Origin of the sequence: Escherichia sp. E13S3 (genome assembly GCF_004212325.1) — a bacterium.
Classification (GTDB): domain Bacteria; phylum Pseudomonadota; class Gammaproteobacteria; order Enterobacterales; family Enterobacteriaceae; genus Escherichia.
This window is the reverse complement of sequence record NZ_RHJR01000012.1, coordinates 283,840-296,823: the sequence shown is the minus strand read 5'-3', so window position 1 is coordinate 296,823 and position 12,984 is coordinate 283,840. Positions and strand designations below refer to the sequence as shown.

General features: G+C 51.6%; 15 protein-coding genes. 14 read left to right on the top strand and 1 reads right to left on the bottom strand.

Annotation, left to right across the window (positions count from 1 at the left end; all coding sequences use genetic code 11):
* Positions 1-310: 310 nt before the first annotated feature.
* A complete protein-coding gene (gene rluC, locus D9597_RS13580) occupies positions 311-1,270 on the top strand; it encodes a 23S rRNA pseudouridine(955/2504/2580) synthase RluC (RefSeq protein WP_130222883.1) in 960 nt (319 codons plus the stop codon).
* Positions 1,271-1,381: 111 nt separating this feature from the next.
* On the opposite strand, the gene yceF is transcribed toward rluC, so the two are convergent.
* Entirely contained in the window at positions 1,382-1,966 is a 585-nt protein-coding gene (gene yceF / locus D9597_RS13575) for a 7-methyl-GTP pyrophosphatase (protein WP_064528833.1), read from the bottom strand.
* 198 nt (positions 1,967-2,164) lie between these two features.
* On the opposite strand from yceF, the gene yceD reads away from it, so the two are divergent.
* The 13 genes from yceD to D9597_RS13510 all read left to right on the top strand — a co-directional run bounded on the left by yceD (position 2,165) and on the right by D9597_RS13510 (position 12,947).
* Positions 2,165-2,686, top strand: coding sequence for a 23S rRNA accumulation protein YceD (gene yceD / locus D9597_RS13570; RefSeq protein WP_001174481.1), 522 nt, complete (start codon positions 2,165-2,167; stop codon positions 2,684-2,686).
* A 51-nt stretch (positions 2,687-2,737) separates the two neighbouring features.
* Complete coding sequence (gene rpmF / locus D9597_RS13565; RefSeq protein ID WP_000290727.1) at positions 2,738-2,911, top strand: 50S ribosomal protein L32; 174 nt, start codon at positions 2,738-2,740, stop codon at positions 2,909-2,911.
* An 80-nt stretch (positions 2,912-2,991) separates the two neighbouring features.
* Positions 2,992-4,062, top strand: a complete 1,071-nt coding sequence (plsX, locus tag D9597_RS13560) for a phosphate acyltransferase PlsX (RefSeq protein WP_074399521.1) — start codon at positions 2,992-2,994, stop codon at positions 4,060-4,062.
* Between the two features lie 67 nt (positions 4,063-4,129).
* Entirely contained in the window at positions 4,130-5,083 is a 954-nt protein-coding gene (gene fabH, locus D9597_RS13555; RefSeq protein ID WP_130205541.1) for a beta-ketoacyl-ACP synthase III, read from the top strand.
* A gap of 15 nt (positions 5,084-5,098) precedes the next feature.
* The gene (fabD, locus tag D9597_RS13550) at positions 5,099-6,028 is read left to right on the top strand and encodes an ACP S-malonyltransferase (RefSeq protein ID WP_130215900.1); all 930 of its coding nucleotides are present in this window, start codon (positions 5,099-5,101) and stop codon (positions 6,026-6,028) included.
* Positions 6,029-6,040: 12 nt separating this feature from the next.
* Complete coding sequence (gene fabG, locus D9597_RS13545; protein WP_001008542.1) at positions 6,041-6,775, top strand: 3-oxoacyl-ACP reductase FabG; 735 nt, start codon at positions 6,041-6,043, stop codon at positions 6,773-6,775.
* Positions 6,776-6,985: 210 nt separating this feature from the next.
* Complete coding sequence (gene acpP, locus D9597_RS13540) at positions 6,986-7,222, top strand: acyl carrier protein (RefSeq protein WP_000103754.1); 237 nt, start codon at positions 6,986-6,988, stop codon at positions 7,220-7,222.
* Positions 7,223-7,311: 89 nt separating this feature from the next.
* The gene (gene fabF / locus D9597_RS13535) at positions 7,312-8,553 is read left to right on the top strand and encodes a beta-ketoacyl-ACP synthase II (protein ID WP_130205545.1); all 1,242 of its coding nucleotides are present in this window, start codon (positions 7,312-7,314) and stop codon (positions 8,551-8,553) included.
* A 119-nt stretch (positions 8,554-8,672) separates the two neighbouring features.
* Complete coding sequence (gene pabC / locus D9597_RS13530; RefSeq protein ID WP_130222881.1) at positions 8,673-9,482, top strand: aminodeoxychorismate lyase; 810 nt, start codon at positions 8,673-8,675, stop codon at positions 9,480-9,482.
* Between the two features lie 2 nt (positions 9,483-9,484).
* Positions 9,485-10,507, top strand: a complete 1,023-nt coding sequence (gene yceG, locus D9597_RS13525) for a cell division protein YceG (protein WP_064528577.1) — start codon at positions 9,485-9,487, stop codon at positions 10,505-10,507.
* Positions 10,497-11,138 (top strand): dTMP kinase, encoded by a 642-nt coding sequence (tmk, locus tag D9597_RS13520; RefSeq protein WP_130205551.1) that lies wholly within the window; start codon positions 10,497-10,499, stop codon positions 11,136-11,138. The genes yceG and tmk overlap by 11 nt, the downstream gene beginning before the upstream one ends.
* Positions 11,135-12,139, top strand: coding sequence for a DNA polymerase III subunit delta' (gene holB, locus D9597_RS13515; RefSeq protein ID WP_130215906.1), 1,005 nt, complete (start codon positions 11,135-11,137; stop codon positions 12,137-12,139). Before tmk ends, holB begins: the two co-directional genes overlap by 4 nt.
* 10 nt (positions 12,140-12,149) lie before the next feature.
* Entirely contained in the window at positions 12,150-12,947 is a 798-nt protein-coding gene (locus tag D9597_RS13510) for a metal-dependent hydrolase (protein WP_130205555.1), read from the top strand.
* Positions 12,948-12,984 lie beyond the last annotated feature (37 nt).

Sequence of the window (12,984 nt, the reverse complement as noted above, 5' to 3'; positions counted from 1 at the left end):
AGATCAATACGTCTTACGCCATTGCTGCGTTGATGATCGGTCGGGCAAAATGGGTTATTCCGTAAAATTTCTTGTTTTAACAAGGTTGGACACGGAAACGTTCTCATTATTCCATTGCAAGCCTTGTTATAGCAAGATGACTTTTACCATTTATCACCCACTTACTCACAGTTTTTTCACTTCTTGCTGGCGATTGGTTTAATAACCACCAATTAGGTGATCACCCTGCGAAGTAATAAGGTGCAAAACTAAATATAAGCATAGAAAAATGAGTGGCGCGAATCCTGCTGGCTATTTAGAATCGCCCACCATGAAAACAGAGACTCCATCCGTAAAAATCGTTGCTATCACTGCTGACGAAGCAGGGCAACGTATCGATAATTTTTTGCGTACCCAACTGAAAGGCGTACCAAAAAGTATGATCTACCGTATTTTGCGTAAAGGTGAAGTACGGGTGAACAAAAAACGTATTAAACCTGAATATAAACTCGAAGCTGGCGATGAAGTGCGTATCCCGCCAGTTCGCGTTGCCGAACGGGAAGAAGATGCGGTGTCGCCACATCTGCAAAAAGTGGCGGCGCTGGCGGATGTCATCTTATATGAAGATGATCATATTCTGGTGCTGAATAAACCGTCCGGCACGGCGGTACATGGCGGCAGTGGTTTAAGTTTCGGGGTTATTGAAGGTTTGCGGGCGTTGCGCCCTGAAGCGCGGTTCCTCGAACTGGTGCATCGACTCGACAGGGACACTTCAGGCGTGCTGCTGGTGGCGAAAAAACGCTCGGCGTTACGTTCGCTGCATGAGCAGTTACGTGAAAAAGGCATGCAGAAAGATTACCTGGCGCTGGTGCGCGGCCAGTGGCAGTCACACGTGAAGAGTGTACAAGCGCCGTTATTGAAGAATATTTTGCAAAGCGGTGAGCGCATTGTGCGTGTGAGTCAGGAAGGTAAACCATCCGAAACGCGTTTTAAAGTGGAGGAACGCTATGCGTTTGCCACCCTGGTGCGTTGTAGCCCGGTTACCGGACGTACTCATCAGATCCGTGTGCATACTCAGTATGCCGGTCATCCGATAGCGTTTGACGATCGTTACGGCGACCGTGAATTCGATAAACAACTAACTGAATCGGGAACGGGGTTAAATCGTTTGTTCCTGCATGCGGCGGCGTTGAAGTTTACGCATCCGGGGACCGGTGAGGTGATGCGTATCGAAGCGCCAATGGATAATGGTTTGAAGCGTTGTTTGCAGAAACTGCATAACACGCGTTAATGCGAGCATATAAACCTGGTAGTCGGCGGTAGGCCTGATAAGGCGTTTACGCCGCATCAGGCAGTCAGCACCAATTGCCGGATGCGGCGTAAACGCGTCCGGCCCATAAAATTATCCCATCAGCGGGTTTTGCCCTTCCCGGCGCAACATCTGACAGAGCGCAATAAGCGGCAAACCAACCAGCGTGTTAGGGTCACGCCCCTCTAAGCGCTCAAACAGCGTAATACCAAACCCTTCACTCTTAAAGCTGCCTGCGCAGTGCAGGGGATGTTCTTTACGCACGTAATTATCAATCTCCGCCTCGCTCAGGTGACGGAAATGGACGTCAAAAGGTTCAACTTCTGTTTGCAGATGCCCATTCGCCGAATTAAACAGCGCCAGCCCGGTATAGAAGGTGACAATATTGCCACTGGCTTTACGTAATTGCAGACGGGCATTTTCTTCCGTTAACGGTTTGCCAGTGATTTCACCGTCCAGTACACACACCTGATCAGAACCAATAATTAAATGATCCGGATAACGTGACGCCAGGGATTGCGCTTTTTCCTGCGCCAGTCGAAGCACCAACTGGCGCGGTGATTCATCGCTGCGCGGGGTTTCGTCGACCTCCGGCGCGGCACATTCGAAAGAGATTTGCAGTTTTTCCAGTAGGACGCGGCGCCAGGGCGATGTGGAGGCTAAAATAAGTTTAGGCATATTTTTTTCCATCAGATATAGCGTATTGATGATAGCCATTTTAAACTATGCGCTTCGTTTTGCAGGTTGATGTTCGTTGTCAGCACTGAACGAAAATAAAGCAGTAACCCGCAATGTGTGCGAATTATTGGCAAAAGGCAACCACAGGCTGCCTTTTTCTTTGACTCTATGACGTTACAAAGTTAATATGCGCGCCCTATGCAAAAGGTAAAATTACCCCTGACTCTCGATCCGGTTCGTACGGCTCAAAAACGCCTTGATTACCAGGGTATTTATACTCCTGATCAGGTTGAGCGCGTCGCCGAATCTGTGGTCAGTGTGGACAGTGATGTGGAATGCTCCATGTCGTTCGCTATCGATAACCAACGTCTCGCGGTGTTAAACGGCGATGCGAAGGTGACGGTAACGCTCGAGTGTCAGCGTTGCGGGAAGCCGTTTACTCATCAGGTCTACACAACGTATTGTTTTAGTCCTGTGCGTTCAGACGAACAGGCTGAAGCACTGCCGGAAGCGTATGAACCGATTGAGGTTAACGAATTCGGTGAAATCGATCTGCTTGCAATGGTTGAAGATGAAATCATCCTCGCCTTGCCGGTAGTTCCGGTGCATGATTCTGAACACTGTGAAGTGTCCGAAGCGGACATGGTCTTTGGTGAACTGCCTGAAGAAGCGCAAAAGCCAAACCCATTTGCCGTATTAGCCAGCTTAAAGCGTAAGTAATTGGTGCTCCCCGTTGGATCGGGGATAAACCGTAATTGAGGAGTAAGGTCCATGGCCGTACAACAGAATAAACCAACCCGTTCCAAACGTGGCATGCGTCGTTCCCATGACGCGCTGACCGCAGTCACCAGCCTGTCTGTAGACAAAACTTCTGGTGAAAAACACCTGCGTCACCACATCACTGCCGACGGTTACTACCGCGGCCGCAAGGTCATCGCTAAGTAATCACGCGTCTGCGTGATGAAGCTTAGTGAGGATTTTCCCCAGGCAACTGGGGAAAGACCAAACCGGGCGGCGACGATACCTTGACACGTCTAACCCTGGCGTTAGATGTCATGGGAGGGGATTTCGGTCCTTCCGTGACAGTGCCTGCAGCTTTGCAGGCACTGAATTCTAATTCGCAACTCACTCTTCTTTTAGTCGGTAATCCCGACGCCATCACGCCATTACTTGCTAAAGCTGACTTTGAACAACGTTCGCGTCTGCAGATTATCCCTGCGCAGTCAGTTATCGCCAGTGATGCCCGGCCTTCGCAAGCTATTCGCGCCAGTCGCGGTAGCTCAATGCGCGTGGCGCTGGAGCTGGTTAAAGAAGGTAGAGCACAAGCCTGCGTCAGCGCTGGTAATACCGGAGCGTTGATGGGACTGGCAAAATTATTACTCAAGCCCCTTGAGGGGATTGAGCGTCCTGCGTTGGTGACGGTGCTGCCGCATCAGCAAAAGGGCAAAACGGTGGTCCTTGATTTAGGGGCCAACGTCGATTGTGATAGCACGATGTTGGTGCAATTCGCCATTATGGGCTCTGTTTTGGCTGAAGAGGTGGTGGAAATTCCCAACCCTCGCGTGGCGTTGCTCAATATTGGTGAAGAAGAAGTGAAGGGTCTTGACAGCATTCAGGATGCCTCAGCTGTGCTGAAAACAATCCCTTCTATCAATTACATCGGCTATCTTGAAGCCAATGAGTTATTAACTGGCAAGACAGATGTGCTGGTCTGTGACGGCTTTACAGGAAATGTCACATTAAAGACGATGGAAGGTGTTGTCAGGATGTTCCTTTCTCTGCTGAAATCTCAGGGTGAAGGAAAAAAACGGTCGTGGTGGCTACTGTTATTAAAGCGTTGGCTACAAAAGAGCCTGACGAGGCGATTCAGTCACCTCAACCCCGACCAGTATAACGGCGCCTGTCTGTTAGGATTGCGCGGCACGGTGATAAAAAGTCATGGTGCGGCCAATCAGCGAGCTTTTGCGGTCGCGATTGAACAGGCAGTGCAGGCGGTGCAGCGACAAGTTCCTCAGCGAATTGCCGCTCGCCTGAAATCTGTATACCCAGCTGGTTTTGAGCTGCTGGACGATGGCAAAAGCGGAACTCTGCGGTAGCAGGACGCTGCCAGCGAACTCGCAGTTTGCAAGTGACGGTATATAACCGAAAAGTGACTGAGCGTACATGTATACGAAGATTATTGGTACTGGCAGCTATCTGCCCGAACAAGTGCGGACAAACGCCGATCTGGAAAAAATGGTGGATACTTCTGACGAGTGGATTGTTACTCGTACCGGTATTCGCGAACGCCATATTGCTGCGCCAAACGAAACCGTTTCAACCATGGGTTTTGAAGCGGCAACGCGTGCAATTGAAATGGCAGGCATCGATAAAGACCAGATTGGCCTGATTGTTGTGGCAACGACTTCTGCCACCCACGCCTTCCCGAGCGCAGCATGTCAGATCCAAAGCATGCTGGGCATCAAAGGCTGCCCGGCGTTTGACGTTGCCGCAGCCTGCGCAGGTTTCACCTATGCATTGAGTGTGGCCGATCAATACGTGAAATCTGGCGCGGTGAAGTATGCTCTGGTCGTCGGTTCCGATGTACTGGCGCGCACCTGCGATCCCACAGATCGTGGGACCATTATCATTTTTGGCGATGGCGCGGGCGCTGCGGTGTTGGCTGCCTCTGAAGAGCCGGGAATCATCTCTACCCATCTGCATGCCGACGGTAGTTATGGTGAATTGCTGACGCTGCCAAACGCCGACCGCGTGAATCCAGAGAATTCAATTCATCTGACCATGGCGGGCAACGAAGTCTTCAAAGTTGCGGTAACGGAGCTGGCGCACATCGTTGATGAGACGCTGGAAGCAAATAATCTTGACCGTTCCCAACTGGACTGGCTGGTTCCACATCAGGCGAACCTGCGTATTATCAGCGCAACGGCGAAAAAACTCGGCATGTCAATGGACAATGTCGTTGTGACGCTGGACCGTCATGGTAATACCTCTGCCGCTTCTGTACCGTGCGCGCTGGATGAAGCCGTACGCGACGGGCGTATTAAGCCGGGGCAGTTGGTTCTGCTTGAAGCCTTTGGCGGTGGATTCACCTGGGGCTCCGCGCTGGTTCGTTTCTAGGATAAGGATTTAAACATGACGCAATTTGCATTTGTGTTCCCTGGTCAGGGTTCTCAAACCGTTGGCATGCTGGCTGATATGGCGGCGAGCTATCCAATTGTCGAAGAAACCTTTGCTGAAGCTTCTGCGGCGCTGGGCTATGACCTGTGGGCGCTGACCCAGCAGGGGCCAGCCGAAGAACTGAATAAAACCTGGCAAACTCAGCCAGCACTGTTAACTGCCTCTGTTGCACTGTACCGTGTATGGCAGCAGCAGGGCGGTAAAGCACCGGCGATGATGGCCGGTCACAGCCTGGGTGAATACTCCGCGCTGGTTTGCGCTGGTGTGATTGATTTTGCTGATGCGGTACGTCTGGTTGAGATGCGCGGCAAGTTCATGCAAGAAGCCGTACCGGAAGGAACTGGCGCAATGGCGGCAATCATCGGTCTGGATGATGCGTCTATTGCGAAAGCTTGTGAAGATGCAGCAGAAGGTCAGGTCGTTTCTCCGGTAAACTTCAACTCTCCGGGCCAGGTGGTTATTGCTGGTCACAAAGAAGCGGTTGAACGTGCTGGCGCTGCCTGTAAAGCTGCGGGCGCGAAACGTGCGCTGCCGTTGCCGGTGAGCGTACCTTCTCACTGTGCGCTGATGAAACCCGCTGCCGACAAACTGGCGGTTGAATTAGCGAAAATCACCTTTAACGCGCCGACCGTTCCGGTTGTGAATAACGTTGATGTCAAATGCGAAACCAATGGCGATGCCATTCGTGATGCACTGGTACGTCAGTTGTATAACCCGGTTCAATGGACGAAATCCGTTGAATACATGGCAGCGCAAGGCGTTGAGCATCTTTATGAAGTGGGACCGGGCAAAGTGCTTACTGGCCTGACGAAACGTATTGTCGACACCCTGACCGCCTCGGCGCTGAACGAACCTTCAGCGATGGCAGCGGCGCTCGAGCTTTAAAAGAGGAACAACATGAATTTTGAAGGAAAAATCGCACTGGTAACCGGTGCTAGCCGCGGGATTGGCCGTGCAATCGCTGAAACGCTCGCGGCTCGTGGCGCGAAAGTTATCGGTACTGCGACCAGTGAAAGCGGCGCTCAGGCGATCAGTGATTATTTAGGCGCCAACGGTAAAGGTCTGATGTTGAATGTGACCGACCCGGCATCTATCGAATCTGTTCTGGAAAAAATTCGCGCAGAATTTGGTGAAGTCGATATCCTGGTCAATAATGCCGGTATCACTCGTGATAACCTGTTAATGCGAATGAAAGATGATGAGTGGAACGATATTATCGAAACCAACCTTTCATCTGTTTTCCGTCTGTCAAAAGCGGTAATGCGCGCTATGATGAAAAAGCGTCATGGTCGTATTATCACTATCGGTTCTGTGGTTGGTACCATGGGAAATGGCGGTCAGGCCAACTACGCTGCGGCGAAAGCGGGCTTGATCGGCTTCAGTAAATCACTGGCGCGCGAAGTTGCGTCACGCGGTATTACTGTAAACGTTGTTGCTCCGGGCTTTATTGAAACGGACATGACACGTGCGCTGAGCGATGACCAGCGTGCGGGTATCCTGGCGCAGGTTCCTGCGGGTCGCCTCGGCGGCGCACAGGAAATCGCCAACGCGGTTGCATTCCTGGCATCCGACGAAGCAGCTTACATCACGGGTGAAACTTTGCATGTGAACGGCGGGATGTACATGGTCTGACCGCGATTTGCACAAAATGCTCATGTTGCGCGCAGTCTGCGTGGTTATGAGTAATAATAAGTGCAAAATGATTTGCGTTGTTGGGGGGTATGGCCTCAAAATAACGCAAAATCGTGGTAAGACCTGCCGGGATTTAGTTGCAAATTTTTCAACATTTTATACACTACGAAAACCATCGCGAAAGCGAGTTTTGATAGGAAATTTAAGAGTATGAGCACTATCGAAGAACGCGTTAAGAAAATTATCGGCGAACAGCTGGGCGTTAAGCAGGAAGAAGTTACCAACAATGCTTCTTTCGTTGAAGACCTGGGCGCGGATTCTCTTGACACCGTTGAGCTGGTAATGGCTCTGGAAGAAGAGTTTGATACTGAGATTCCGGACGAAGAAGCTGAGAAAATCACCACCGTTCAGGCTGCCATTGATTACATCAACGGCCACCAGGCGTAAGTGAACATCTCCAGGCGGTCGTTCGACCGCCTGAGTTTTTTCTTTTTTGTCCCACTAGAATCATTTTTTTCCCTCCCTGGAGGACAAACGTGTCTAAGCGTCGTGTAGTTGTGACCGGACTGGGCATGTTGTCTCCTGTCGGCAATACCGTAGAGTCTACCTGGAAAGCTCTGCTTGCCGGTCAGAGTGGCATCAGCCTAATCGACCATTTCGATACTAGCGCCTATGCAACGAAATTTGCTGGCTTAGTAAAGGATTTTAACTGTGAGGACATTATCTCGCGCAAAGAACAGCGCAAGATGGATGCCTTCATTCAATATGGAATTGTCGCTGGCGTTCAGGCCATGCAGGATTCTGGCCTTGAAATAACGGAAGAGAACGCAACCCGCATTGGTGCCGCAATTGGCTCCGGGATTGGCGGCCTCGGACTGATCGAAGAAAACCACACATCTCTGATGAACGGTGGTCCGCGTAAGATCAGCCCATTCTTCGTTCCGTCAACGATTGTGAACATGGTGGCAGGTCACCTGACTATCATGTATGGCCTGCGTGGCCCAAGCATCTCTATCGCGACCGCCTGTACTTCTGGCGTGCACAACATCGGTCAAGCTGCGCGTATTATCGCGTATGGCGATGCTGACGTGATGGTTGCAGGTGGCGCAGAGAAAGCCAGTACGCCGCTGGGCGTTGGTGGTTTTGGCGCGGCACGTGCATTATCTACCCGCAATGATAACCCGCAAGCGGCTAGCCGTCCGTGGGATAAAGAGCGTGATGGTTTCGTACTGGGCGATGGCGCCGGTATGCTGGTACTTGAAGAGTACGAACACGCGAAAAAACGCGGTGCGAAAATTTACGCTGAACTCGTCGGCTTTGGTATGAGCAGCGATGCTTACCATATGACGTCGCCGCCGGAAAACGGCGCAGGCGCAGCACTGGCAATGGCAAATGCTCTGCGTGACGCAGGAATTGAGCCTGGCCAGATTGGCTACGTGAATGCGCACGGTACTTCTACGCCAGCTGGCGATAAAGCTGAAGCGCAGGCCGTGAAAACTATCTTCGGTGAAGCTGCAAGCCGTGTGCTGGTAAGCTCCACGAAATCCATGACCGGTCACCTGTTAGGTGCAGCAGGTGCAGTAGAGTCTATCTACTCCATCCTGGCGCTGCGCGATCAGGCTGTTCCGCCGACCATCAACCTGGATAACCCGGATGAAGGTTGCGATCTGGATTTTGTGCCGCATGAAGCGCGTCAGGTCAGCGGAATGGAATACACCCTGTGTAACTCCTTCGGCTTCGGTGGCACCAATGGTTCTTTGATCTTCAAAAAGATCTAAGTCGCCATTTCCCACCTACATAAAAGGTCCGCTTGCGGGCCTTTTTTCTTAGATTTTATTCAGACTTGTTCCGCAGTGAACATGCTGCCACACTTACAATCCTATTATAAGGAGCCGGTATGTTCTTAATTAACGGTCATAAACAGGATTCGCTGGCAGCAAGCGATCGGGCCATACAATTTGGCGATGGCTGTTTCACGACAGCCAGAATTATCGACGGTAAAGTCCGCTTATTATCCGCGCACATTACGCGACTACAGGAAGCCTGTCAGCGGTTAATGATCGTTTGTGACTTCTGGGTGCAGCTTGAGCACGAGATGGCGACTCTGGCGGCAGAGCAGCAGAATGGAGTGCTGAAAGTGGTGATCAGTCGTGGCAGTGGTGGGCGAGGGTACAGTACGTTAAACAGCGGACCGGCAACGCGCATGCTCTCAGTTACGGCTTACCCAACGCATTACGACCGCTTACGCAAAGAGGGAATTCTGCTGGCACTAAGCCCGGTACGCCTGGGACGCAATCCTCATCTTGCGGGAATTAAACATCTTAATCGTCTTGAGCAAGTATTGATTCGCTCTCATCTTGAGCAGACAAACGCCGACGAGGCGCTGGTTCTTGACAGTGAAGGGTGGGTTACGGAATGCTGTGCAGCTAATTTGTTCTGGCGTAAAGGCAACGTGGTCTACACGCCGCGTCTGGATCAGGCTGGAGTTAACGGTATTATGCGACAATTCTGTATCCGTTTACTGGCACAATCCTCCTATCAGATTGCCGAAGTGCAAGCCTCGTTGGAAGATGTGATGCAGGCAGATGAAGTGATGGTTTGTAATGCGCTGATGCCAGTTATGCCTGTGCGTGCCTGTGATGATGTCTTCTTTTCGTCAACAACGCTATATGAATATTTAGCCCCACTTTGTGAGCACCCGAATTAGTCATGAAAAAAGTGTTATTGATTATCCTGTTATTGCTGATGGTACTGGGTATCGCCGCTGGTGTGGGCGTCTGGAAGGTTCGCCATCTTGCCGACAGCAAATTACTTATTAAAGAAGAGACGATATTCACCCTGAAACCTGGAACCGGAAGAATGGCTCTCGGTGAACAATTGTATGCCGATAAAATCATCAATCGCCCCCGCGTCTTTCAGTGGTTGCTGCGTATTGAGCCGGACCTTTCCCATTTCAAAGCCGGGACTTATCGCTTTACGCCGCAGATGACCGTGCGCGAAATGTTACAGCTGCTGAAAAGCGGGAAAGAAGCGCAGTTTCCGCTACGTCTGGTAGAAGGGATGCGTCTGAGCGACTACCTCAAACAATTGCGTGAGGCACCCTATATCACACACACGTTAAGCGACGATAAATACGCTACCGTGGCGCAGGCCCTGGAACTTGAAAATCCAGAGTGGATTGAGGGCTGGTTTTGGCCAGACACCTGGATGTATACCGCTAATACCACTGATGTCGCGTTACTCAAACGAGCGCACAAGAAAATGGTGAAAGCGGTCGATAGCGCCTGGGATGGGCGAGCGGATGGTCTGCCGTATAAAGATAAAAACCAGTTGGTAACGATGGCGTCGATAATCGAAAAAGAAACCGCCGTTGCCAGCGAGCGCGATCAGGTTGCCTCAGTATTTATCAACCGTTTACGTATCGGCATGCGCCTGCAAACCGACCCGACGGTGATTTACGGGATGGGAGAGCGTTATAATGGCAAACTTTCTCGTGCAGATCTGGAAACGCCGACAGCGTATAACACCTACACCATTACTGGTCTGCCGCCAGGCGCGATTGCTACGCCGGGGGCGGATTCGCTGAAGGCTGCTGCGCATCCGGCGAAAACGCCGTATCTCTATTTTGTGGCCGATGGTAAAGGCGGTCACACGTTTAATACCAATCTTGCCAGTCATAACAAGTCTGTGCAGGATTACCTGAAAGTGCTTAAGGAAAAAAATGCGCAGTAAGTATATCGTCATTGAAGGGCTGGAAGGCGCAGGCAAAACCACCGCGCGAAACGTGGTGGTTGAGACGCTTGAGCAACTGGGGATCCGCGACATGGTTTTCACTCGAGAACCCGGCGGTACGCAGCTGGCGGAAAAATTAAGAAGCCTGGTGCTGGATATCAAATCGGTAGGCGATGAAGTCATTACCGATAAAGCCGAAGTACTGATGTTTTATGCCGCGCGCGTTCAGCTGGTGGAAACTGTCATCAAACCGGCGCTGGCGAAAGGCACCTGGGTGATTGGCGATCGGCACGATCTCTCCACTCAGGCGTATCAGGGCGGCGGTCGTGGCATTGACCAGCATATGCTGGCAACGCTGCGTGATGCTGTTCTGGGGGATTTTCGTCCTGACTTGACGCTTTATCTTGATGTGACCCCAGAAGTGGGGCTAAAACGTGCCCGTGCGCGTGGCGAACTGGATCGCATTGAGCAAGAGTCATTCGATTTCTTTAATCGTACTCGCGCCCGCTATCTTGAACTGGCGGCACAGGATAAAAGCATTTACACCATTGATGCCACTCAGCCACTGGAATCAGTGATGGAGGCGATTCGCACCACCGTGACTCACTGGGTTAAGGAACATAACGCATGAGATGGTATCCGTGGTTAAGACCCGATTTCGAGAAACTGGTAGCCAGCTATCAGGCCGGAAGGGGTCACCATGCGCTACTCATTCAGGCGTTACCTGGCATGGGCGATGACGCCTTAATCTACGCTTTAAGCCGTTACCTCCTGTGCCAACAACCAGAGGGGCATAAAAGCTGCGGCCACTGTCGTGGATGTCAGTTGATGCAGGCGGGAACGCATCCCGACTATTACACACTTGCTCCCGAAAAAGGGAAGAACGCGCTGGGCATTGATGCGGTGCGTGAAGTCACTGAAAAACTGAATGAACACGCGCGTTTAGGCGGTGCTAAGGTTGTCTGGATAACCGATGCCGCCTTGCTGACCGACGCTGCGGCGAACGCTTTGCTAAAAACACTCGAAGAGCCGCCGGCAGAAACCTGGTTTTTCCTTGCTACCCGGGAGCCTGAACGTTTACTGGCGACATTACGTAGTCGTTGTCGGCTACATTACCTCGCACCACCGCCAGAACAGTACGCCGTGACCTGGCTTTCACGTGAAGTGACAATGTCACAGGACGCGTTACTTGCCGCACTGCGCTTAAGCGCCGGTTCGCCTGGTGCGGCGTTGGCGTTGTTTCAGGGAGATACTTGGCAGGCCCGCGAAACACTTTGCCAGGCGTTGGCTCATAGTGTGCAATCTGGCGACTGGTATTCCCTGTTGCCGACACTTAATCATGAACAAGCTCCGGCGCGTCTGCACTGGCTGGCAACCCTGATGATGGACGCGCTCAAGCGCAAGTATGGCGCTTCGCAGGTTACCAATGTTGATGTGCCGGGCGTTGTTGCTGCGCTGGCAAACCAGCTTTCTCCCGCGCGCCTGCAGGCTATACTGGGGGATGTTTGTCACACCCGTGAGCAGTTAATTTCTGTCACTGGCGTAAACCGCGAGCTTCTCATCACCGATCTTTTACTGCGTATTGAGCATTACCTGCAACCGGGCGTTGTGCTACCGGTTCCTCATCTTTAAGAGAGACATCATGTTTTTAGTCGACTCACACTGCCATCTCGATGGTCTGGATTATGAATCTTTGCATAAGGACGTGGATGACGTTCTGGCAAAAGCCGCTGCGCGCGATGTGAAATTTTGTCTGGCGGTCGCCACGACATTACCGGGTTATCTGCATATGCGGGATCTGGTAGGCGAACGTGACAATGTCGTATTTTCTTGCGGTGTGCATCCGCTCAACCAGAACGATCCCTATGATGTGGAAGATTTACGCCGCCTTGCGGCGGAAGAGGGCGTTGTTGCCCTTGGGGAAACCGGGCTGGATTATTATTACACGCCGGAAACTAAAGTGCGTCAGCAAGAGTCTTTCATCCACCATATCCAGATTGGTCGTGAACTGAACAAGCCGGTTATTGTCCATACGCGTGACGCCCGCGCCGATACGCTGGCAATTCTGCGCGAAGAAAAGGTGACGGATTGCGGTGGCGTACTACACTGTTTTACAGAGGACAGAGAAACGGCAGGCAAATTACTGGATCTTGGATTTTACATCTCCTTCTCCGGCATTGTGACCTTCCGTAATGCAGAACAACTACGTGATGCCGCGCGTTATGTGCCGCTCGATCGGTTACTGGTCGAAACTGACGCGCCTTATCTGGCACCTGTGCCGCATCGAGGAAAAGAGAATCAACCTGCAATGGTTCGTGATGTTGCTGAATACATGGCTGTGTTGAAAGGTGTTGCCGTTGAAGAGCTGGCGCAGGTAACCACCGATAACTTCGCCCGCCTGTTTCACATCGACGCTTCCCGCCTTCAATCCATCCGTTAAATGAATTTATTTTAAGGCTCGTAATTAATTACTAAAA

Excerpts from the sequence above, each read along its gene's own strand:
- pabC (WP_130222881.1), top strand. The coding sequence starts at position 8,673 with ATGTTCTTAATTAACGGTCATAAACAGGATTCGCTGGCAGCAAGCGAT.
- fabH (WP_130205541.1), top strand. The coding sequence starts at position 4,130 with ATGTATACGAAGATTATTGGTACTGGCAGCTATCTGCCCGAACAAGTG.
- yceG (WP_064528577.1), top strand. The coding sequence starts at position 9,485 with ATGAAAAAAGTGTTATTGATTATCCTGTTATTGCTGATGGTACTGGGT.
- fabD (WP_130215900.1), top strand. The coding sequence starts at position 5,099 with ATGACGCAATTTGCATTTGTGTTCCCTGGTCAGGGTTCTCAAACCGTT.
- holB (WP_130215906.1), top strand. The coding sequence starts at position 11,135 with ATGAGATGGTATCCGTGGTTAAGACCCGATTTCGAGAAACTGGTAGCC.
- yceF (WP_064528833.1), bottom strand. The coding sequence starts at position 1,966 with ATGCCTAAACTTATTTTAGCCTCCACATCGCCCTGGCGCCGCGTCCTA.
- fabG (WP_001008542.1), top strand. The coding sequence starts at position 6,041 with ATGAATTTTGAAGGAAAAATCGCACTGGTAACCGGTGCTAGCCGCGGG.
- yceD (WP_001174481.1), top strand. The coding sequence starts at position 2,165 with ATGCAAAAGGTAAAATTACCCCTGACTCTCGATCCGGTTCGTACGGCT.
- rpmF (WP_000290727.1), top strand. The coding sequence starts at position 2,738 with ATGGCCGTACAACAGAATAAACCAACCCGTTCCAAACGTGGCATGCGT.
- rluC (WP_130222883.1), top strand. The coding sequence starts at position 311 with ATGAAAACAGAGACTCCATCCGTAAAAATCGTTGCTATCACTGCTGAC.
- D9597_RS13510 (WP_130205555.1), top strand. The coding sequence starts at position 12,150 with ATGTTTTTAGTCGACTCACACTGCCATCTCGATGGTCTGGATTATGAA.
- acpP (WP_000103754.1), top strand. The coding sequence starts at position 6,986 with ATGAGCACTATCGAAGAACGCGTTAAGAAAATTATCGGCGAACAGCTG.
- tmk (WP_130205551.1), top strand. The coding sequence starts at position 10,497 with ATGCGCAGTAAGTATATCGTCATTGAAGGGCTGGAAGGCGCAGGCAAA.